20 protein-coding genes are annotated in these 19,976 nt (G+C 63.2%); 10 read left to right on the top strand and 10 right to left on the bottom strand.

Annotated elements, in window-relative coordinates:
* Positions 1 to 57 precede the first annotated feature (57 nt).
* The 3 genes from AABA34_RS04790 to AABA34_RS04780 form a co-directional block, all read right to left on the bottom strand.
* Entirely contained in the window at positions 58 to 1,887 is a 1,830-nt protein-coding gene (locus AABA34_RS04790; protein ID WP_338304132.1) for a hypothetical protein, read from the bottom strand.
* A gap of 21 nt (positions 1,888 to 1,908) precedes the next feature.
* Complete coding sequence (locus AABA34_RS04785) at positions 1,909 to 3,228, bottom strand: tetratricopeptide repeat protein (RefSeq protein WP_338304131.1); 1,320 nt, start codon at positions 3,226 to 3,228, stop codon at positions 1,909 to 1,911.
* A 102-nt stretch (positions 3,229 to 3,330) separates the two neighbouring features.
* Positions 3,331 to 4,017, bottom strand: a complete 687-nt coding sequence (locus tag AABA34_RS04780; RefSeq protein ID WP_338304130.1) for an EAL domain-containing protein — start codon at positions 4,015 to 4,017, stop codon at positions 3,331 to 3,333.
* 265 nt (positions 4,018 to 4,282) lie between these two features.
* Between AABA34_RS04780 and AABA34_RS04775 the strand changes: the two genes are divergently transcribed.
* Entirely contained in the window at positions 4,283 to 4,642 is a 360-nt protein-coding gene (locus AABA34_RS04775; RefSeq protein WP_338304129.1) for a hypothetical protein, read from the top strand.
* Between the two features lie 101 nt (positions 4,643 to 4,743).
* Here AABA34_RS04775 and AABA34_RS04770 read toward each other — a convergent pair whose 3' ends face one another.
* The 4 genes from AABA34_RS04770 to AABA34_RS04755 form a co-directional block, all read right to left on the bottom strand.
* Positions 4,744 to 5,925 (bottom strand): CaiB/BaiF CoA transferase family protein, encoded by a 1,182-nt coding sequence (locus AABA34_RS04770; RefSeq protein ID WP_338304128.1) that lies wholly within the window; start codon positions 5,923 to 5,925, stop codon positions 4,744 to 4,746.
* A complete protein-coding gene (locus tag AABA34_RS04765) occupies positions 5,922 to 6,842 on the bottom strand; it encodes a hydroxymethylglutaryl-CoA lyase (RefSeq protein WP_338304127.1) in 921 nt (306 codons plus the stop codon). Before AABA34_RS04765 ends, AABA34_RS04770 begins: the two co-directional genes overlap by 4 nt.
* Before the next feature lie 187 nt (positions 6,843 to 7,029).
* A complete protein-coding gene (leuD, locus tag AABA34_RS04760) occupies positions 7,030 to 7,638 on the bottom strand; it encodes a 3-isopropylmalate dehydratase small subunit (protein WP_338304126.1) in 609 nt (202 codons plus the stop codon).
* Positions 7,638 to 9,011, bottom strand: a complete 1,374-nt coding sequence (locus AABA34_RS04755; protein ID WP_338304125.1) for a 3-isopropylmalate dehydratase large subunit — start codon at positions 9,009 to 9,011, stop codon at positions 7,638 to 7,640. The genes leuD and AABA34_RS04755 overlap by 1 nt, the downstream gene beginning before the upstream one ends.
* Positions 9,012 to 9,232: 221 nt before the next feature.
* On the opposite strand from AABA34_RS04755, the gene AABA34_RS04750 reads away from it, so the two are divergent.
* The 7 genes from AABA34_RS04750 to AABA34_RS04720 all read left to right on the top strand — a co-directional run bounded on the left by AABA34_RS04750 (position 9,233) and on the right by AABA34_RS04720 (position 14,936).
* Entirely contained in the window at positions 9,233 to 9,907 is a 675-nt protein-coding gene (locus AABA34_RS04750; RefSeq protein WP_338304124.1) for an isochorismatase family protein, read from the top strand.
* A gap of 16 nt (positions 9,908 to 9,923) precedes the next feature.
* Positions 9,924 to 10,811, top strand: coding sequence for a polysaccharide deacetylase family protein (locus AABA34_RS04745; protein WP_338304123.1), 888 nt, complete (start codon positions 9,924 to 9,926; stop codon positions 10,809 to 10,811).
* Positions 10,808 to 11,734: a polysaccharide deacetylase family protein gene (locus AABA34_RS04740; RefSeq protein ID WP_338304122.1), complete on the top strand. Its 927-nt coding sequence runs from the start codon at positions 10,808 to 10,810 to the stop codon at positions 11,732 to 11,734. The genes AABA34_RS04745 and AABA34_RS04740 overlap by 4 nt, the downstream gene beginning before the upstream one ends.
* Position 11,735: 1 nt before the next feature.
* Positions 11,736 to 12,044, top strand: a complete 309-nt coding sequence (locus tag AABA34_RS04735; RefSeq protein ID WP_338304121.1) for an REDY-like protein HapK — start codon at positions 11,736 to 11,738, stop codon at positions 12,042 to 12,044.
* 1 nt (position 12,045) lies between these two features.
* Positions 12,046 to 12,846, top strand: coding sequence for an SDR family NAD(P)-dependent oxidoreductase (locus tag AABA34_RS04730; protein ID WP_338304120.1), 801 nt, complete (start codon positions 12,046 to 12,048; stop codon positions 12,844 to 12,846).
* A 14-nt stretch (positions 12,847 to 12,860) separates the two neighbouring features.
* Positions 12,861 to 13,760, top strand: coding sequence for a hypothetical protein (locus tag AABA34_RS04725; RefSeq protein WP_338304119.1), 900 nt, complete (start codon positions 12,861 to 12,863; stop codon positions 13,758 to 13,760).
* Positions 13,761 to 13,898: 138 nt separating this feature from the next.
* Complete coding sequence (locus AABA34_RS04720; RefSeq protein ID WP_338304118.1) at positions 13,899 to 14,936, top strand: DUF1838 family protein; 1,038 nt, start codon at positions 13,899 to 13,901, stop codon at positions 14,934 to 14,936.
* Positions 14,937 to 15,014: 78 nt separating this feature from the next.
* On the opposite strand, the gene AABA34_RS04715 is transcribed toward AABA34_RS04720, so the two are convergent.
* The 3 genes from AABA34_RS04715 to AABA34_RS04705 are packed head-to-tail and all read right to left on the bottom strand — an operon-like array spanning position 15,015 to position 17,377.
* Positions 15,015 to 15,530 carry a DUF3598 domain-containing protein gene (locus AABA34_RS04715; RefSeq protein ID WP_338304117.1) on the bottom strand — a complete coding sequence of 172 codons (516 nt, stop codon included), beginning with the start codon at positions 15,528 to 15,530 and terminating at the stop codon, positions 15,015 to 15,017.
* Between the two features lie 24 nt (positions 15,531 to 15,554).
* On the bottom strand, positions 15,555 to 15,962 hold the full coding sequence (locus AABA34_RS04710; protein ID WP_338304116.1) for a nuclear transport factor 2 family protein: 408 nt from the start codon (positions 15,960 to 15,962) through the stop codon (positions 15,555 to 15,557).
* Positions 15,959 to 17,377 carry an MmgE/PrpD family protein gene (locus tag AABA34_RS04705; protein ID WP_338304115.1) on the bottom strand — a complete coding sequence of 473 codons (1,419 nt, stop codon included), beginning with the start codon at positions 17,375 to 17,377 and terminating at the stop codon, positions 15,959 to 15,961. The genes AABA34_RS04710 and AABA34_RS04705 overlap by 4 nt, the downstream gene beginning before the upstream one ends.
* Positions 17,378 to 17,490: 113 nt before the next feature.
* Here AABA34_RS04705 and AABA34_RS04700 point away from each other — a divergent pair, with 113 nt between their 5' ends.
* Entirely contained in the window at positions 17,491 to 18,741 is a 1,251-nt protein-coding gene (locus AABA34_RS04700; protein ID WP_338304114.1) for an MFS transporter, read from the top strand.
* 9 nt (positions 18,742 to 18,750) lie between these two features.
* Positions 18,751 to 19,974 (top strand): class I SAM-dependent methyltransferase, encoded by a 1,224-nt coding sequence (locus tag AABA34_RS04695; protein WP_338304113.1) that lies wholly within the window; start codon positions 18,751 to 18,753, stop codon positions 19,972 to 19,974.
* The last annotated feature ends 2 nt before the right edge of the window (positions 19,975 to 19,976 follow it).

The following is a 19,976-nucleotide window of genomic DNA, read 5'->3' as shown; positions in this document are numbered from 1 at the left end:
CGCTTCAAGCGCCGCGATATATGCTGCGATCGTTTCCTGCGAGAGGACTGTGTAGCCCTACGGAATGCCCCCGTTCGAGAGAAATTCGAAATAGGCCTGAAGGTCCAGAGCATATCCGGCAAAGATATTGGCGTTCAGCCCGCCAAAATTGTCGAACGCGCCGCCATCAGCAACGAACTGGCCGAAGCTGGCGAAGAACGCTGCCTGATTGGCGCCAAGGAACCGGTCGAGCGCACCGGCCGCCTGCAATTGAAGGATGAAGGACTGCAGCTGCGCAATATCGGCAGCGGTGAATTGCGATGGCAGATTGCCCGCTGCAAGGAAGGCAAAATACGTATCGAGTTGCACGGCATATCCGGCAAAGATGTTCGCGGGCAGCCCGGCAAAGGCATCGACATCACCGCCCGCGCGCAGGAAGGCGAGATATTCGGAATAGAACGCAGCCTGATCGGCCAGCACCGCATCGAGCAGGCCGGTGTTCGCCAGCGTTTCGAGATAGGCACGCAGGGTCGCCTGATCGAGCGCGTCATAGTCGCTCGGCAGACGTCCGCTGGCAAGATAGGCAAAATAGGCATCAAGCGCAGTCTGGAACTGCGAAGCAAAGGCGATCCCGCCATTTTCAAGGAAAGCAGTGATCAATGCCCGGTCAGCCGCGCTAAGCTGCTGGTCAAGCCCGCTCTGACGCAGGAAGGCGATGGATTGGGCCAGCGCTGCCTGACTCGCCCCGGTAAAATCGGTTGGCACACCGCCGGCGCGCAGGAACGCGAAATACGCCGCCGTCAGGTCAGTGAAGGAAGCCGCGAACAGATCACGATTGCCGCCGCTGGCGATAAAGGCGAGGTAAGCATCGGCCAGTGCGCGATCACGCGCGGCCAGATCCGCAATCGCACCGGTACGCCCGATAAAGGCGAGGTAGGCGTCGATATCAGCGGCACTGGCAACGCCGCTCGCAAATCCGCTTGGCACACCGCCAGCACGGATCAGGTCGAGATAATCGAGAACGAAGCCGCTGTAGGCAGCGAGAAAATCGGCCTGCGCGCCGCCGCTTGCCAGAAAGCGCAGATAGGTCCGGATGACATCGGCCTGCGCCGCATTGAACGGGCTTCCGCCGTACGCCCCTTCGAGCTGTGCTGCGGCAGCAATCAGCAAAGCGAAGTCGCCGCTCGGGAATGTCTCGATCGAAGGGTTGGCGGCAGCAGCCTCCACCCGGCGACCTGCGTCGATGACATCGCTCGATGCACCTGCCGCAGCAAGGCCGTCGCCAAGGGTCACCGGTATTCCGTTAAGCGCCGCCGCAACCGGTCCTGCATCACCTCCGATGGCTGCTACCTGCGGCGGCTCAGGATCCGCGGGCTTGCCGGGCTCAGGTTGAGCCACTGCGGCATTGGCAACGGAACGCCGCGGTGCGCGGCCCGGCTCCGCGCTCCACATCATGCCTTCGCGATATTTTCGCATTCCGCGTCCAGCCTGGCCGACACGAACTTCTCCGCCCAACGTATGGCCGGTCGCTTCGCCGTTAGCGGCGACGCTAAAGCTTGCGGAAGAACCCTCACCGGCGACCTGAGCTTCAAGCCCCTCGGGCATCCGCACCACGATATCACAGCTGTCGCAGCCTGAGACCGTAATCGAACCACTATAGAGATCGATCGAGCCGTCGGGGTTGATCGTGTACTCGGCCGCATCGACGATCGAGACAGTGCCTCCACCGGTCAGTGCAATCTGTGTCACGCCGCTGCTCTGGCTGGTGCGTTGGCCCAGTTGCACCGGCGTCGGACTGGAGCTGAAAATGACCTCATTCGCTAGCGAGGGAACGCTCAGCGCAAGGCTTGAGCAACCGATCAGAAGCAGGCGCGCGGCGCGCGAAGAAGTCTTCGGGATGGCAGTCATGACAAAACCTCCAGCAGGCGATCAGAATTCAAGGCGCGCGCCGACTGACACGGTCCAGCACTCAAAGTCGAAAAGGGGGATGTTGCTCCAGTTGCGGGTGTAGCTCGCGCTTGGCTGGAGAAAGACCTGATCCAATACGGCAATCTTCAGGCCTGCCCGCAGGTCCAACCTTTCATCCTCGCGCTCGGTCAGGAACAACGGATCGGCTTCGTCATGGCGGCGCAGATCAAAGGCGATCCCGCCAACCACCGCGACGCGCTCTGCCACCGGCAGCTCGGCCCCGATATTGGCGGTAACGAAGCTAAAGCTTTGCGCATCGCCAGCCTGTCGCAGCGTCTCTTCCTTGCCACCTGTAATGTTGGCCGCGAAATTCCGCCCGACAAAGCCGGCACCGACCGCATAGCGGTCTCCATCGCGCAGCGGGTCATTGTCGAAGTTGAGCCGGTTCCACTGCGCCGACAGGTTGAGCGCTTTGCCACCCGCAAGCGGCTTGGTGTATTGCGCGATCGCCCCGAATGAGGTGCGAAAGCTGTCATCGTCTAGCCAGAACTGCTGCACCTGGCCGGAGATCGAGATCACGTCATTATTGGCAAAGGTGTGCGCATAGCCCGCGGTCCCGGTAAGCGCGGCCTGATCAAAAGTGGCATTGTTGAAATTGTCGCGCCAATTTCCCAACGCCGATGCGAACAGACGATCCTGTCGCCCGATCGCGGTCACGCCGGAAACGCCTGCCGTAATTTCGTAGAACTCGTCATCCTGCGCTACCGCGCCCGCACCAAGCTGGCCTGGCCCGAGAAAGCTGAACAGCGGGATGACGATGGTGTCGAGCTCGGTCGCGGTGTTGATGTTGCTGTCGTGCCCCACGCGGGCATCGACAAAGCCGCTGACGTCCGAACCACCACCTGAAATCTGGCGATCGAATTGCCGGACGAAACCGGTAAACCGCTGGCGCACCGGATCGGGCAGGCTGGGATCATCCACCACCGTCGCGAATTGATCGCGCGCCGTGTCGATATCCCCGGCGAGCGCGTAGGCGCGCGCAAGTTCCGCCCGTGCGGCAGCATTGTTCGGCTGAACCGCAAGCACCCGCTGAAGCGCAATGATGGCATCCCCGTACCGCCCGGCATCAAGCGCCGCGATACCAAGTTGGTAGTCGAACGCGGGATCGCCGGCTCGCTGCTGCACTTGTGCTTCGAGCGCCTGATAGGCCTGCTCTGCCGCTTCCGGTGACAAGGGCTGTCCGGGCGCCGCCTGCGCCAACGCAGTGCCAGCGTTCAACGCGACCATCGAGGCAACGCCAAGAAGTGTCGCCCGTGATGCTACGCGAGTAAGTCGATTCATCGTCTGCTTGCCCCTGATCTTGGTTCGATCGCAGGCAAGAAGATGCTGTAGCGGCGGGAAAATGTCCGCTGACAAGCCCCGTTATCGTAATGACAATGGCTGTTAGGAGGCCTGCTCCGCCTCGCGCGGTGCTTGTGCCTCGTCCGCAATCGTCAGCAGCGGGAACAACTCTTCAGCGCTGATCGGCTTGGAAACGAAATAGCCCTGGACGTAATCACACCCGGCTTCGCGCAGGAAGTCGAGACATTCGGCGACTTCGACACCTTCGCCTACGACCCTGAGGCCCAGCGAATGCGCCAGCTGGATCGTAGAGCGCACCAGCAAGGCGTCGCTGCGTTCGACGTGGGCGTGTTCGACAAAGGCGCGGTCGATCTTGAGCTCGGTCAGCGGCAGCAATTGCAGGTAACTGAGCGTGGATTGGCCGGTACCATAGTCATCCATCGAAATGGCGATTCCCAGTTCCCGGAAACGCTCAAGGTTGCGCACGGCAGTCTCGGGATCGCTCATGGTGGCGGATTCCGTCACCTCGAAGATCAGGCGGTCGCGCGGCACTCCGGTGGCGCGGACGATCCGTTCAGCCGCGCTCATGAAGGAATCCGAACTGATCAGCTTGGCCGAGATATTGACCGCCGCCGAAATGATCGCGCCCTTTTCACACCAGTCGCGCAGATCTTCGACATTGCGCAGCGACAGCGGGAAGGGGACGTGAATCATCACCACAAGTCTGATCAACTCGGGCGAGGAGTTGAAATAGCGAAACGGGTTAGGCGCATTGAGAGGTTTTGGCATCGCCAGGCGCTACCTTCGCCAAATCACTTTTCAATCAGGTGCGTTTGCTTTGACAGCACCCCCGTCGGCCCTACGAGATGCACATTCTTCGGCTGTCGAACATCTACGCCTTGATCGAGACTAGATTGCCTCGCAGGTGTATCAGGGAGTCATCATCGCATGTTATAGACGCAAGCTGCTGAAATTAGGGTGCGACCAGAAGACTGATAAGCTATACCGAAATAGCTACTAATGACCTCTCGGACGCATACGAATAGAGACGATAATGATTAATCAGCTGGATTGGATCTTGCTTTCGGGCCGTCGAGCGAAAGGAAAGAGGCCAACCTATTTCGAGGATCCCGATCTCGAAAAAACATTCGCAGTTCTGATGGCGCTGGTCGCGGAAGTGTCAGTGCTTCGCGAACGCCTCGATACGGTCGAGAGGCTACTGGAAACCAAAGGATCATTAAATCGCAGCGACATCGAAAACTATCGTCCTGATCTTGAAGCCGGAAAGGAGCGCGGAAGAGCGACCCAAGCATACATTAGCAGAGTCATGCGTATTTTCCAGCAGGAAGTGGAAGCGCTCAAGGCAGATGATCTTCCCTTGTCCGAGTGGGTCGAGAAATTGGCCAAGGAATAGGTGATCTATATTTGAGATGATACAGAGAATGATTAAACGAAGCGTCGGAATCGTTCCCCTGCACAAAGAGATGACGAAAACTACGCGCACGTCAGCCCTTATCACTCACTTTCGCCTGCCGCTCCCGACGCAAAGAGCGAGCTTACCCGCTGTGGGTCGTATCCGAGCGCTCGTAGCACCGCTCGCGTGTCTTGACCCGGCGCGGGCAGCTGTCGCGGGAGAGCCGGGCGCTTTCCATCCATTTCAATCGGAATGACAGGCAGCTTGGTTGCCGTGCCATTATCGAGCGTGACGTCCTCCAAGCCACCGGCATTGAGGTGTGGGTCTTCGAACAGATCCTCGGGTCTCCCGATTGGCGCGAAAGGCATACCGGTGCCGTCGAGCTTGGCGATCACCTCGTCACGCGTCATTCCGCCGATCAGCTCGCTTATGCGGGGAAGAATCCGCTCGCGTGCCAATACGCGCTGGTTGTTGGCGCGGATGCTCTCGTCCACCCACAGATCTTCCAGTTGGAAGAGTACACAGAATTTCTCCCACAATGCATCGGTCACTACTCCGATGAAGATCGGTTCGTCTTTAGTCTGGAAAACGTCGTAAATAGCCCAGGCGGAAACCCGGGCGGGCATTGGTGCCGCCGGCTTTCCGGTGACCGCAAATTGCGCCATGTGCTGACCGACAAGATAGGCTGTGGTTTCGTACAGGCTGGCCACAACCTTCTGCCCGCATCCGGTGCGATGACGTTCTTCAAGCGCTGCAAGCACGCCGATAACCCCGAACATACCTCCGGTAACATCGATCACGCTTGCTCCGGCCCGTAGCGGGCGCCCAGGTGGGCCGGTCATATAGGAGAGCCCGCCCATCATCTGCGCCACTTCGTCAAGCGCCGTTCGCCGCTCGTAGGGTCCAGGCAGAAAGCCCTTTTCCGAGCAGTAGATGATGCGCGGATTGGTGGCGGCGCAACTGTCGTAGTTCAGTCCGAGCCGGTCGAGCGCGCCCGGACGAAAATTCTCAACCAGCACGTCGGTAGCAGCAATCAGGTCCTTCGCCACAGCAAGACCCTCCGCGCTCTTAAGGTCGAGGCAGATCGATTGCTTGCCGCGATTGTACATCGGGAAATAGCCCGCCCCCGAACCCAGTAACCGCCGGGTCTGGTCGCCGCCGATCGGCTCGACGCGCACCACTTCGGCCCCAAGCCCAGCAAGGATGTGTCCGACCGTCGGTCCCATCACCATGTGGGTGAATTCGATGACCTTGATGCCCTTGAGAGGTTCAGGCGCGCTCATGCGGTGATCCTTTCGTGGTAGTCGAGCATCGGTCCAGCGTCCGGCGTGAAACCGTAGAGCGGCTCGCCGGGGAGAGCCCCGACAAGGATCATCCTGACTTCGAGAAGTTTGTTGAGGTCGATCCCCGTCCTGAACCCCATCGAGTTGAGCATCAGCACGAGGTCTTCAGTCACGAGGTTCCCCGACGCGCCCGGGGCAAAGGGGCAGCCGCCCAGCCCGCCCAGCGAGGCATCGAAAGTGGTAATCCCTTCCTCCAGCCCGGCAACTACGTTGGCAAGCCCCAGACCGCGGGTGTTGTGGAGGTGGAGAGTGGTGAGCAGCCCCTCGCCAACCGCCGCGCGTACCTTGCGAATCAGCCGCCGCACCTGCGCCGGATCGGCATAGCCTGTGGTATCGGACAGGCTGAGCTCCATTGCGCCGGCTTCAATCGCCGCTGCAGCGAGTCGCACAACCTGCTCCTCGCTCACCGAACCTTCATAGGTGCAACCGAAGGCGGTCGACAGACCGACCGAGAGATGCACACCGTGTGTGCGAGCTATTGCCGCCACCTCGGCGATCTCGGCGAGCATCGCTGGGTGGTCCTTACGCACGTTGTTGCGGCTGTGAGTCTCACTCATCGAGAAGGGAATGCTCATCGCGTCGACCCCAGCGCGGGCAGCACGTTCAGCTCCCTTGGCATTGGGGACCAGCGCGACCACCGCAAGGCCCTCGATGTTTTTGGCAAAGGCAACCAGTTCGGCGGTGTCGGCCATCTGCGGCATGATCGCGGGTGGGACGAAGCTGCCGACCTCGATTTCTCTTACGCCGGCATCCGCCTCGGCTGCGATCCAGCGCTTCTTGGCGTCGAGCGGCATGACCCGGTCGATCGACTGTAAACCGTCGCGCGGGCCCACTTCGGAGACCAAAATTTCGGTCATCTGCGCCTCCGGATGGAACATTGAAGAGGGCATTTAAGAACAATCTGAATTGCCCGATTACGTTTTTTAATCATAGACTTGATGGCCAATCGTGGGGTTGAACTATGAATTTTCGTCTTGAGCGGTCTTCCTCGTGCCAGCGCACGGTGCGCCATCTTGACGCGGCGGGATGATTTTAGGGAAACTCTCATCGCCCCTTCTCCAGATAGATCCAGGGGCGTGCGCGCCGATCGCGGCGAAGCCAGCGCGGCATTGCCGACCTAAGCCTCGCGAACGAAAGGTCGACGCGATCAAGCCCTAGGAACAGCATCTGCTTGGCTTCGGGCTCGATGTCGAATTGCCAGCATTTGCCCCCGGCGCTGACGGTCTGCGCCTCGAGGTCGATGTGCAACATCTGCCACGCCAGCTGCGCCACTACCTCGCCCGCCAGCACCACCGGCAGGAGGCCATTGGTCAGGCAGTTGCTGCGAAAGATAGGCGCGAAGCTGGGAGCGATGATCGCCTCGATCCCGAATTCGGCGAGCGCCCAGACCGCGTGTTCGCGGCTCGACCCGCAGCCGAAATTCTTGCCTGCGAGCAGCACCCGCGTCCCGATCGCATCGCGCTGGTTTAGCACAAAACGCGGATCGCGCAGCCGCCTGTCGGCATCAAGATAGCGCCACGGAGCGAAAAGCCCGTCAGCTAGGCCGGTTCGCCCGGTCGTGCGCATTTCGCGGCTGGGGATGATCGTGTCAGTGTCGATATTGTCGTACAGCATCGGCACCGCGAGGCTGGCGATGGTCGAGATCGGCTTCATTACGCGGACTCCTCTTGCCGGAACGTGCGCGGATCGGCGATTGCGCCCGCCAGCGCGCTCGCGGCGACGGTTTCTGGCGAGGCGATATGGGTGCGGATGCCGGGGCCCTGACGCCCTTCGAAGTTGCGGTTGGTGCTGGAAATAACCCGCGCTTCCTCGGGAAAGCCCTCGCCCCCGGCATAGAAGCACAGCGAGCAGCCACTCATCCGCCATTCGAACCCGGCGGCCTCGAACACCTTGTCGAGCCCTTCGGCCTCAGCCGCTCGCCTGACCGCCATCGAACCGGGCACCACCAGTGCCTTGCGGACCCTCGGCGCGATCCGGCGTCCTTTCAAGATCGCGGCCGCGCGACGCAGGTCGGAGATACGGCCGTTGGTGCAGCTGCCAATGAAGGCGGCGTCGATCGGGGTTCCAGCGATACGCGCGCCCGGTTCGAGACCTATGTATTCATGCGCACGATCGGGCCCATGCGGGACCGCGCCGGTGACTGCGACAGCGTGTTCGGGGCTAGTTCCCCAGCTCACCATCGGCGCGATCGCGGCGGCGTCGATCGTGATTTCGCCATCGAAGCGCGCGTCCGCGTCACTGGCGAGGCTTAACCAATAGGGCTCGGCGAATAGCGCAGGCGCATACGGGCGGCCAGCGAGAAGGGCGAAGGTCTTCTCGTCGGGCGCTATGAGCCCGGTCATTGCACTGAATTCCGTCGCCATGTTGCACAGCGTCATGCGGCCTTCCATGTCGAGCGCGCGCACCGCTTCACCGGCGAACTCGACGACATGGCCCACGCCGCCGCCCGCGCCATGCGCCGCGATCAGCGCCAGCGCCATATCCTTGGCGGTAACGCCCTCGGCCAGTTGACCTGTAAAAGTGACACGCATCGTCCCCGGCCGTTCGAGCCGCAACGTGCCGGTGACCATCGCGTGTTCGGCCTCGCTTGAACCGATGCCCCAGGCTAGCGCGCCGAACGCGCCCTGCGTGCACGTGTGGCTGTCAGGCGCGACAAGGGTGCAGCCAGGGAGGACAATCCCCTGTTCGGGTGAGATCACGTGGACGATCCCCTGCGCTGGGTGGTCGATATCGAACAGCGTGATCCCCGCCCTGTGGCAGGCAGCGCGAGTTTCGGTGATGAAGCCTTCACCGCCGTGCATCAGGGTGCCATCACCGCGACCCGGACGAGTATCGACGATATGGTCCATCACCGCGAATACGCGCGCGGGATCGGCGAGACTGCGGCCCATCGCCTGCATCCGCGCGAGCGCCGCAGCGCCGGTGCGTTCGTGGAGAAACACGCGGTCGATCGCGATCAGGCTCGCCCCGCCCGCGGTCGTGGTCACCGCATGCGCCTCCCAGATCTTGTCGAACAGCGTTTTCACGCGAACAAACTGGCCCTTTCGAAGCTCATCAATATCAGGTCCCGCGGCCAGCAGCGAGCCACTCGCCGACCCGCGTGCCGAGACGCATTGGGAGTGGCCTTAAGTAGGCCTGCCCGCGATATGCCCGCCTCGAAATTTCGACTGACGAATAAAGTCAACTGCCCAGTGGTTAAGGCCGCCGATGGCGCGGATTGCCTTATCGAACAGAAAGGTGATGAGTGATGCTTGGGACGACAATGGTTTCGGACGGCAAGACCGCACGCCAGCTGTTCGAAGAGGTGATGGCTTTTCCAGCGCGCAAGAAGTTCGGCTTCGGCGCGAAGCTGGCGATCGTGAACGTCGATGTGCAGCAGGCCTACACCCGTACCGACCTGTTCAAGACAGCCTATGAAACCGACCCGCGCCAGATTGAATATATCAACACCATCAGCACGCTCGCCCGTGCGCGTGGGATGCCGGTGATCTGGAGCCGGGTCGCCTACCAAGACGATGCGAGCGATGCAGGGGTCTGGGGCACGCGCAGCGATACCGAGGATTCGCTTCAGAACATCAAATACGGGTCCGAACGTCACGCTTTCGATCCGCGCGCCGAAATCGCGCCCGGTGACCTCAGCTTCACCAAACGCATGCCGAGCGCGTTCTTCGAGACCCCGCTAGCAAGCTATCTCACCTTCCACCGGATCGATACGGTGGTGGTGACCGGCGGCAGCACCTCGGGTTGCGTGCGCGCGACCGCGGTCGATGCGCTCAGTCACGGCTATCGCACCATCGTCCCAATCGAGTGTTGCGCGGACAAACACGAAAGCTATCACTTCGCCAATCTCACTGACCTTCAGCTCAAATATGCCGATGTTGAGCCGGCGCAGGTAGTGATCGACTGGCTGGAGGCGCGTTGAGGCGCGCTTACCGATCATGAAGGAAGGCGCACCCGATCCCGAACTCTACGATTACCACGGCTATGCCGACCGCCCACGAATCACGTGGCCGGGCGGCAAGACCTGCGCAGTGTGGGTCGCGCCCAATCTCGAATATTACGAGATCGATCCACCGTTCCACCCCAAGCGCAACCCTTGGCCGCATCCCGCGCCAAGCGTGGTCGGCTATTCGCACCGCGATCATTCGAACCGGGTAAGCCACTGGCGAATGGCCGAGATCATGACCAAGCACGGCTTTCCCGGCTCGGTCAGCCTTTCGGTCGCGCTGTGCCAGCATCATCCCCAAGTGGTCGCAGATGCCAATGCTCGCGGCTGGGAGTTCTTCAGCCACGGGATCTATAATACCCGCTATTCCTACGACATGACCGAAGCGCAGGAGCGCGCCATCATCGAGGATTCGATCCGCACGGTAAAAGAAGCGACCGGGCAGACGATCCGTGGCTGGCTTGCCCCGGCGCTGACGCACACGCCGCGCACGCTCGACCTGATCACCGAATACGGGCTCGATTACACCTGCGACCTCTATCACGACGACCAGGTGCAGGAGGTGAAGGTGAATCCGGCAGGCGGCGGCCGGCTTGCCTCGATCCCCTACAGCCTCGAGGTCAACGACCATTACGGCTTCTTCGTCTACAACATGAGCGGGCGCGAATATGCCGATACGCTGGTGCGGCAGTTCGAACGGCTGGCGAGCGAGGGCGAGAAATCCGGAACGGTGATGTGCATCCCGCTGCACGCCTACCTGATCGGCCAGCCGCACCGGATCGGCCCGTTCGAGGAGGCGCTTGCGCATATCGCCGGCGACGGGCGGGCCTGGATCGCGCGGGCGGGCGAGATCGTCGATTGCTGGCGGGCGCAGCAATGACCGGCCTGCCCGACAGCTATACAAGCTATCCCCGCCGCCGCGCGGGCTATGACCACGATCTTTACGCCTGGTCGAACCTGCATGATCGCGCGCCGGTCCAATGGCCGCGCGGCACGGTTGCGGTGTGGCTGTGCGTCAGCCTCGAATGGTTCCCGATCACCCCCGGCGGCCCGTTCAAGGCCCCCGGTCACATGCAGACTGCCTATCCCGATTACCGCCATTATACCGCGCGCGACTATGGCAACCGGGTGGGCGCATGGCGGATGCTCGAAGCGTTCGAGCAGGCCGGCGTGAAAGCGAGCTTCGCTACCAATGCCGCGATTGCCAAACGCTATCCCGAACTCATCGCCGCGATCAAGGCCGGTGGGCACGAGATCATCGCCCATTCGACCGACATGAACGGCACGATCGACGCCACGCTCGGGCAGGAAGCCGAGCGCGCGCTGATTACCGATGCGATGACGCGGCTAGAGGCGGCGACCGGCACGCGGCCAGTCGGCTGGCTGTCGATCGCGCGCCAGCAGAGCTTCGATACGCTCGATATCCTCAAGGAGGTAGGCCTGACCTATTGCTGCGACTGGGTGAACGATGAGCTGCCCTATCGCTTCACCAACGGTCTCATCAACCTGCCACTCAACCACGAACTGTCCGATCGCCAAATCGTCACCGTCCAGCAGAAAAGCGCCGACAGCTGGGCCGAAAGCATGCGCGATGCCTTCGACTGGCTGGCGGCCGAAGCGCGCCAGCAAGGCGCGGGCCGGATGCTGCCGCTCCACCTCACCCCCTACATCATGGGACTGCCCTATCGCATCGGCGCGCTCGAAGCGCTGCTCGCCGACTTCGCCGTGCGCGCAGATGCGTGGTTTGCGACCGGCGAGGCAATCGCCGCGTGCTGGCAGTCACAAAACGAAAAGGAACACTGAGATGCGCATCATCTGCCTGTTCAACCTCAAGCCGGGCGTCAGCGTCGCCGAATACGAAGCATGGGCGCGCGCCACCGACATCCCGACCGTCAATGCGCTGGGTTCGGTCGAAGGCTTCACCGTCCACCGCGCGAGCGGGATACTCGGCGATCCGGCGGCGACGCCGCCCTATGCCTATGTCGAGATCATCGAGATCGCCGGGATGGACGCCTTCATGGCCGAAGTCGCCACCGAACGGATGCAGGCGGTGGCGGCGCAGTTCCAGGGCTTTGCCGACAACCCGCAATTCATCGTCACCGAGGATCTCTGACATGGCCCGATTTGCCAACCGCACCGTGATCGTCACCGGATCAGGCAAGCAGCGCGGACTGGGACAGGCGATCCTCACGGCTTTCGCCCGCGAAGGCGCGAACTGCGTGGTGTCCGACCTCGTGATCGACGCCGAAGCGGAGAGCGTCGCCGAGGAATTGCGCCGGATCGGCGCCGAGGTCGCGACGATCGCCTGCGACGTGGCGGACAGGCACCAGTGCGCAGCGCTGATCGCCGCGGCGAAGGATCGCTTCGGATCGGTCGACATCCTCGTCAACAATGCCGGGATCGGCTTCAAGATGAAGCCGCTGCTCGAAGTCGATCCCGAGCCCGACTGGGACGAGGTTATCGCGATCAACCTGTCGGGCGCGTTCTACTGCACGCAGGCCGCCGCGCGCGCGATGGTCGCGCAGGGCAAGGGCGGGCGGATCATCAATATCGCGTCGCAGGCCGCCAAGAGCGGTTTCACCCATCTCGTCGCCTATGTCACCTCGAAGCACGGGATGGTCGGCCTGACCCGCGCCAGCGCGATCGAACTGGGCCGGCACGCCATCACGGTCAATGCGGTGTGCCCCAACCATGTCACCACCGGTCTCGGCGCGCGCCAGAACGCCTATTTCTCGAAACTGCAGGGCTATGCCAGCGTCGAGGACTACCTCGCCAACATGTCGGCACGGAATCCGATGGGGCGACCGGGCCTGCCGTCGGACACCGCCGCGGCCTGCCTGTGGCTGGCCAGCGACGAGGCGATCTATGTGACGGGTGAGGCCGTCAACGTGTCCGGCGGCGAAGAGATGCACTGAAGGGATCGCGCCGCATGACGATTGCGCAGGGGACGATACTGGCGGGCACATCTACCGTGCCTGATCTCGATCAGGCCGTCAGGGCCTATTGCGATATCCTCGGCCTCGATCTGGTCGAGACCGGGCGGATCGCGCCGCCCCAGGCCGACAGCTGGGACTGCCCCGCAACGGCCCAAGCCGCCTATGCGCTCCTGCGTCCGGCATCGGGCGCGCCCTGCTGGTTCCGGCTGGTCGAACAGCCCGCGCACGCCGATTTCATCCCGACCACCAGCTATGGCTGGGCCGCGTTCGAATGCGCGGTCGCGGACGCGCATGCCTGGCCAGAACGCCTGCCCGGCGAACTGTTCGAAGTGCGCGGCTTGCCGCGCACGCCGGGCAATCTCGAACCCACCTTCATCGCCATGCAGACGCTCGGGCCGGGGCGGGAGATGCTCTATCTCAACCAGGTGCTGAACCAGCCCGCCGACACCGATCTTCCCGAAGCGCGATCGCCGATCGACCGGATCTTCATCGTCGTCCTCGCCGCCAGCGACCGTGGGGCCTGCATCGCGTGGTATGGCAGGCACCTTGGCCTAGCGCATGCGGCGGATCACACCCTCGCCTATTCGATGATCAACATCGCCTTCGCGCATCCGGCGGACCATCAGACGACCCTGTCGATGATGCACAACGGGCGGATGCCGGTGGTCGAAATCGACGGCTATCCCGATCTGGCCCGGCCGCGCCCGCGCCATCCCGGCATGTTGCCGCCGGGCAATGCGCTGGTCTCGCTCGCGGTCAGCGATCTCGATGCCTGCGGCCTCGATTGGCTGGCCCCGCCGCAGCGGCTGGCCGGACCGCTGTATGACGGACGGCGAAGCGCGACGGCGATCGGCCCGGCGGGCGAATTGCTCGAATGTATCGAAACCGGTTGATCCCGTTCGCCTCCCGCGTCAGCACGGGCCTCGAGCGTGCATTTTGTTCGCCATTCGAATGATACGGCTTCCGGCCCTTTCCTGTCAGGCGACTATTTGTTGTTCTGTACCAAATCTTTGAAGAAGGACCCTGCCCCCATGCACCGTCGTCAATTCCTCTCCGCCGGAGCCGCCTGCACCTCGACCGCCCTGCTCGCCTGTGCCGGCGCGGGCGCGGGCGCCAGCCCCGCCAGCGCGCGCCCGGTCTCGCGCTTCGGCGCGGAAAGCGGGCTCGTGGGCGATTACCTCGATCTCACCACGCCGCGCGGCAATCGCCAGGCGCAGGCGCGGATCATGGGCAATATCGACATGGAATCGACCAAGTTCGGCTGGTTCAAGGGCGTGGTCCACGGCGTCCGCCCGGGCGAGAAGGTCCGCGACCTGTTCGGCTTCTCGGGCTTTTCGGCGACCCGGCTGCTGCCGCACGATGACCCGGAGGAGCCCGGCTACAAGAAGATCCTGCGCGAAGTCGGCTTCTACACCGACCTTGAAACCGGTGAAGTCATCGAAAGCTGGTACAACCCCTATCTCGACGAGACCGTGCGGGTAGTCCCGATCGCCAACGACCCGTTCAATCACCTGATCACCGACTACATGATTGCGCCGCCCAATTACGGCGGGCTCAACAACGACATGCCGGTGCGCGTGCCCAAGCAGCTCGAATGGGAACGCATGGGCAATCTGCTGATGATTTCGGCGCGGATCAACCTGTTCTACCCGGCGGCGCTGCAGCCCGAGAAATGGCCGCGCGAAAGCGGAGGCAGGATGAACCAAGTCAGCGAGATGTTCCTCTACCAGATGAACTGGGACGACATGCAGAACCCCGCGCTGACCAGCGTCGAGGCGACCGGCGGCTGGGTGCGCATCACCCCGTGGCTGCCGTGGATGCTGATGGGGCCGTCCGAAGGCCACTGCGCCTATACCTGCTTCTTCGGCGCGACCAATACGCTCGACGGGGTCGACCCCTTCGTGATCGAATACGCCAAGCAGCATTACCCCAAATATCTCGAAGCCCCCGAACAGTGGGAGGAACCCTCGCTCTCCTCGCTCGAATGGTATGCGCGCGAACAGCAGCCCGCGCCGCTGCCCGCCGACGGCACGATCCCCACCGCGCCGCTGCCGCCGCGGCCGCGCTAGACGCAGCAACCCCAAGCAAAAAAAGGGGTGCAGCCGGTCCGGCCGCGCCCCTTTTTTCGTCCGGCCAGTGCCGCAGGTTCAGTCGGTCGGCGGTCCGTCATTGGTCCAGCTGCGCCAGTCGTCCGACACGCGGCGTTCGTCGATCAGCGTGCGCTGGAAGCACTTGCCGTCGCGGAACCACTGCCAGGTGCGCGCGCGCAATTTGTGCGGCTTGTCGACCTGGATCATCTCGTAGAGATAGACCCCCGGTTCGCCCTTGCGCACCCAGTTGAGGCAGGTGGAAAGGTTCTGGTCGTCGGGCTGCATCGCCGCGGCCCAGCCCTTGATCAGGTCATTGTCCCACCAGATCCGGCCGTCGTGATAATTGGCCGGGAATTCGCGCACTTCGGTGCGACCGTCTTCCCAAAAATAGTAATTGGTCTGGTGATAGTCGGCGGGCTTGCCATCTTCGGGCAGGCGGCAGATCAGCCGCGAGCGGTGCTGGTCGATCAATTCGCCGGTTTCGGCATCGTAATAGCGATACCAGCCTTCCCACACGCCTTCGGCCTCCGCCAGCAGCGGCATGGCTTTCCTGATTTCATCTTTGCTGGTCATAACTCGTCTCACTGGTTGCAATGTTCAGCTGCGCCCGGCCTGAAAGCCCTTGTCGAGCGGCTGGGTGGCAATGATGAGGATCCGGGAAATCCGGTGATCCTCGGCGAATTCGAAGAAATTGGCGTTGCGCATTTCGAGCGTCTTGCCCTCCTCGTCGACCAGGGTGACGGTGAAGGTCGCGGCCACGCGCCCGGTCGCGATATCAGGCACCGCCGTGAAATCGTGAAAGTCGATCTTCGCGAAGCTCTCCACGAAATCCTCAAGGTGGACCATCAGGTCGCGCTTGTCCTTGTAGAAGAGCGCCGAGGACGGGATATCCATCACGCAGTCGTCGGTGAAGGACGCATCGACGCGCGCGAGGTCCTTGGCGTTGAGGGCGAGGAAGAAGCCATCGAGGCATTGCCCGACCAGTCGTTCGCGCTCGAAAGTCATTGCGGTTTCCTTTCCAGCGCCGCCAGGACCGCGCGCGCCGGCGCCTCCAGCGGCAGCGTTTCGCAGGCCTTCATGAACCCGCCGGCATCCCCGTCCCAGCCGGCCGCGGCAAAGCAGCGTTCGATCTTGTCGATCCGCTGGGCCGCGGACAGCGGGTTGCCCGGCGCGCCCAGCGGCACAGCGACGTGTTCGCGCAGTTCGGTCCCGTCCCTGAGCGTGACGGTGACGAGCTGCGGCCCGAGCGCATTGGGGTTGGGATTGTCGTCGACATGGCAGCGCACCCGTGCGGCCAGCGCGGCAATCTGCGGGTCGGCAAACCATTCGGACGTGAACTTGCGCGGATCGACCACCCCGTCGCGCAGTATGAGCGGGGCGACATATTGCAGGCACAGTCGGGCGTAGCTGGGCGACATGTCCGGCCGGTAGGGGCGCCCGACCAGCAGGCCGATCAGCGAGGGGACATCGGCGCGCAGTTCGGCGACGTCATCGGCCCCGAACCCGTGCCTTTCGCGCAGCGCGATAAGCGCGGTGATCACCGACTGGGTGGCGCGACCGGCGGGGTAAGGCTTGTGCGCGACCTCGCAGATCTTCCACGGCCTGCCCCATGTGCCGAGCGTGCCCTCAAGATCGCCAGGCGCTTCGAACAGCGCAAAATAGCCGAACTTGCCGCTGACGAAATCATGCGGACCGGTGAGCCTGTGCTGCACCAGATCGGCTGCGGTCAGCGCCGCGCGCGATGCGCATCCCACCTGCAGCGCCAACGCCTCCGACCCTTCCCAATGTGCCTGCATGGTCCCGCCGGCCTGCGAATAGGCGAGGCCCAGAAGGTCGAGCATCTGCGTCTCGTCAAAACCGCGCAGCTTCCCCACCGCGGCCCCCGCACCCATGACGCCGGCGGCGGACGGACGGAAGAAGCGCGGCGCGCTGGCTGAAGCCGACCCGAAAAACACCGCAGTTTCCACCCCCGCGACGAAGGCGACCAGCCATTCCCCCAGCGACACATCGCGTTGCTGGATCTCGCAGGTGAGCGCTCCCATCGTCGCGCACAGCGCGATCACCACCGAAGGCTCGTGCAGTCCGTCCCATTCGAGGCAGTGGATCTGGAACCCGTTCACCAGCGCCGCATCGTATGGCGCAAGCGCTACGCCCCGGCGGCCGAGGCAGGCGACGTGGCCACCCGGTGCGGCGGCGACCAGCGCGGCAAGGAGACCGTCGGCGCCGGGATTGCAGGTCCCGGCAATTCCGGTGGCCAGCGTGTCGGCGAGGAAGATCCGCGCGGCGCGGATCGCCTCGTCGTCGAGATCGGCCAGCGCAAGCCCGGCAACCAGCGCCGCGATCCGCGGGCTGAACGGGTCGTTTCCGGTCCGGACGGTGTGTTCGGGTTGATCCATCGCGCCGAGTGATGGACGTGCCACGACCTCATCTCGACTTCGGCCCGCCATTTGTTCGCGATGCGGACAATTCTACCAGTGCAGGGCACTTTCGCGGCGGCAATCTCCATCAGGTGAAGCAAAGGAGACACGCTGACATGGCATCCGAATTCCGGCTTGGCTGGAAACCCCTCGCGGCCGCGACCATCGGGGTGGCCTGCGGAGCCTCGCCGATCCCGTTCAACGTGCTGCCGATCGTCATCGGCCCGATGAACGAGGACCTCGGCTGGAGCTTTGCCGAGATCAGCATCGGGATCACGATCTATGGCATCGTCGGCGCCCTGCTGGCCCCGGTCATCGGGGCGCTGGTCGACCGGCACGGGGTCAAGCCGGTGGCGCTGGCTTCGCTCGCGCTGTTCGGCGTGGCCTTTGCCGCGATGTTCTTCGTGCCGAAATACCTGCCCGCCTATTTCCTGCTGTGCGCGGTGATCGGCGCAGTCGGGATCGGCTCCACCCCGGTATCCTGGAGCCGCGCGATCAGCATGTGGTTCGAGGCCAATCGCGGCCTTGCGCTGGGCATACTGCTGCTCGGGACCAGCCTTGCCGCGCTGGTGGTTCCGCAGATCGGCGACTACGTGCTCGAGCGCAGCAGCTGGCGCAGCGTCTTTCCCGCGGTCGCCCTGCTGCCATTGCTGGTCGCGCTGCCGCTGACCTTCCTGTTCTTCCGCGAACCGAAACCGCACGAGCTTCCCGTGAGCGCCGATGGAACCAGCACGGTCAGATCAGGACTGACCCGGGCCGAAGCGCTGCGCTCGCCGCGCTTCTACATCCTCTATGCTTCGGTCTGTCTCGTCGCGCTGGCCTATGGCGGGGCGCATATCCACATCATCCAGATCATCACGCTCAAGGGCTTCGACCGCAGCTTCGCGGCCGATGTCCTGTCGGTCGTGGCGCTGGGAATATTCGCCGGACGGATCCTCGTCGGACTGCTGTTCGACCGTTTCTGGGCGCCGGGCATCGCCTTTCCGGTGCTGCTGTTGCCGGTGCTCTCGTGCCTGATACTGATCAGCGACGGCACCGGCGCGACCGCGATACTCATCGCCGGCTTCTGCCTCGGCTTTGCTGCGGGAGCCGAATCCGACATCATCGCCTTCATGGCCGCGCGCTATTTCGGGATGCGCGAATACGGGCGCATCTACGGCCTGCTCTACATGCCCTTCGGCATCTTCGCGTCGATCTCGCCGCTGCTCTATGGCGAAGTCAGGGATCGCACCGGTTCCTACGATCCGGTCCTGCAGGTCGCCATGGTGCTCTTTTTCATCGGGGGCGTGATCCTGCTGTTCATGGGCAGATATCCGCCGCTTCCCGCGGTCGAACCGGTGCATGACGACAAAGCCATAACAGCCTAGAGTAGAACGATGGACAATAATGCTCCTGCTCCGCCCTATACAGAAGTCAACCAGCACGGCGTTTTCCCGCGCCCGCTGCATGACGAGGCCGCACGCTACAATTTCCTGTCGAACTTCAATCGCTTCATGGCCCAGACGCTGGGACCGGGCAATGCCCTGAGCTACGAGAATCGGGTGCTGCCGAAGTTCGTCAAGGAACACGGGCGCGAGCCGGCCAATCGCCACGAGGTGCGCAGGGCAATGAACGCCGACCCGTTCCACCGCGCGTGGTCGGCGCTGCGTCGCAATTCGATGGAAATTCGCCAGCAGAACGGCCGCGCGATCGTGCTGCGCCAGCACGCCGAACTGGCCGCGCGGATCGCAGCGCACAATGACGGCGCGCCTTCGCTTGCGCTCGATTCGGCGATCGCCACGCCGCGCTACCAGGACGCGGTCGATATCCATTGCATGCCGGGCAGCTATCACGGCGAGGAATGCCCCGGCGATTTCTCCGCCGGGGCCAATTACGACAGCGGGATCTTCGCCACCACCGCCGGCGGCATCGGGGCGCTGTCCGATGGCGCAGGGCAGGCGATCGTCGCCTGGATCAAGCGCACCCGGCCCGAGTGGAAACCGCGCAGGGTGCTCGAGATCGGAACCACGATCGGCCACAATATCGTGCCGCTGGCGCTGGCCTATCCCGATACCGAGATCATCGCGATCGATACCGCCGCGCCGGTGCTGCGCTATGGCCATGCCCGGGCGAAGGAGTTGGGCGCGCATAATATCCGCTTCATCCAGGCCAATGGCGAAGACCTGTCGCGCTGGGACGACGGCAGTTTCGACTGGGTCCAGACCACGATGTTCCTGCACGAGACAAGCCGCACCGCGCTGCCGCGCATCCTTGCCGAAGGATACCGGGTGCTCGCCCCCGACGGATTGATGCTGCATCTGGAACAGCCGCCGTTCAAGCCGACCATGCCGGTCTATGAGCAGTTCATCCGCGACTGGGATTCGTTCAACAACAACGAACCCTTCTGGAGCACCGTCCACTCGCTCGACCTTCCGGGGATGATGCGCGAGGCCGGGTTTGCGCCAGAGGAACTGTTCGAGGACCACGTCAAGGCAGTGGTCGACCGCAGCATCTTCACCGCCACCGCCGACGAAGGCGAAAAAGAAGACCACGGCCGCGCCGCCGCCTGGCATGCGCTCGGCGGCTGGAAGCAGCGCGCTGCGGCAACACCAGGAGCGTGACA

The organism is Erythrobacter sp. Dej080120_24, from assembly GCF_036322605.1.
GTDB lineage: Bacteria > Pseudomonadota > Alphaproteobacteria > Sphingomonadales > Sphingomonadaceae > Erythrobacter > Erythrobacter aurantius.
The sequence above is the reverse complement of the archived record's forward strand: the minus strand, read 5'-3'. Positions and strand labels throughout refer to the sequence as shown.

Bases quoted from the DNA above. Each gene is read 5' to 3' on its own strand.
- AABA34_RS04770 (WP_338304128.1), bottom strand. From the start codon at position 5,925: ATGAGCGCGCCTGAACCTCTCAAGGGCATCAAGGTCATCGAATTCACC.
- AABA34_RS04710 (WP_338304116.1), bottom strand. From the start codon at position 15,962: ATGACTTTCGAGCGCGAACGACTGGTCGGGCAATGCCTCGATGGCTTC.
- AABA34_RS04695 (WP_338304113.1), top strand. From the start codon at position 18,751: ATGGACAATAATGCTCCTGCTCCGCCCTATACAGAAGTCAACCAGCAC.
- AABA34_RS04790 (WP_338304132.1), bottom strand. From the start codon at position 1,887: ATGACTGCCATCCCGAAGACTTCTTCGCGCGCCGCGCGCCTGCTTCTG.
- leuD (WP_338304126.1), bottom strand. From the start codon at position 7,638: ATGAAGCCGATCTCGACCATCGCCAGCCTCGCGGTGCCGATGCTGTAC.
- AABA34_RS04725 (WP_338304119.1), top strand. From the start codon at position 12,861: ATGACGATTGCGCAGGGGACGATACTGGCGGGCACATCTACCGTGCCT.
- AABA34_RS04730 (WP_338304120.1), top strand. From the start codon at position 12,046: ATGGCCCGATTTGCCAACCGCACCGTGATCGTCACCGGATCAGGCAAG.
- AABA34_RS04765 (WP_338304127.1), bottom strand. From the start codon at position 6,842: ATGACCGAAATTTTGGTCTCCGAAGTGGGCCCGCGCGACGGTTTACAG.
- AABA34_RS04735 (WP_338304121.1), top strand. From the start codon at position 11,736: ATGCGCATCATCTGCCTGTTCAACCTCAAGCCGGGCGTCAGCGTCGCC.
- AABA34_RS04745 (WP_338304123.1), top strand. From the start codon at position 9,924: ATGAAGGAAGGCGCACCCGATCCCGAACTCTACGATTACCACGGCTAT.
- AABA34_RS04740 (WP_338304122.1), top strand. From the start codon at position 10,808: ATGACCGGCCTGCCCGACAGCTATACAAGCTATCCCCGCCGCCGCGCG.
- AABA34_RS04750 (WP_338304124.1), top strand. From the start codon at position 9,233: ATGCTTGGGACGACAATGGTTTCGGACGGCAAGACCGCACGCCAGCTG.
- AABA34_RS04700 (WP_338304114.1), top strand. From the start codon at position 17,491: ATGGCATCCGAATTCCGGCTTGGCTGGAAACCCCTCGCGGCCGCGACC.
- AABA34_RS04720 (WP_338304118.1), top strand. From the start codon at position 13,899: ATGCACCGTCGTCAATTCCTCTCCGCCGGAGCCGCCTGCACCTCGACC.
- AABA34_RS04775 (WP_338304129.1), top strand. From the start codon at position 4,283: ATGATTAATCAGCTGGATTGGATCTTGCTTTCGGGCCGTCGAGCGAAA.
- AABA34_RS04780 (WP_338304130.1), bottom strand. From the start codon at position 4,017: ATGCCAAAACCTCTCAATGCGCCTAACCCGTTTCGCTATTTCAACTCC.
- AABA34_RS04785 (WP_338304131.1), bottom strand. From the start codon at position 3,228: ATGAATCGACTTACTCGCGTAGCATCACGGGCGACACTTCTTGGCGTT.
- AABA34_RS04715 (WP_338304117.1), bottom strand. From the start codon at position 15,530: ATGACCAGCAAAGATGAAATCAGGAAAGCCATGCCGCTGCTGGCGGAG.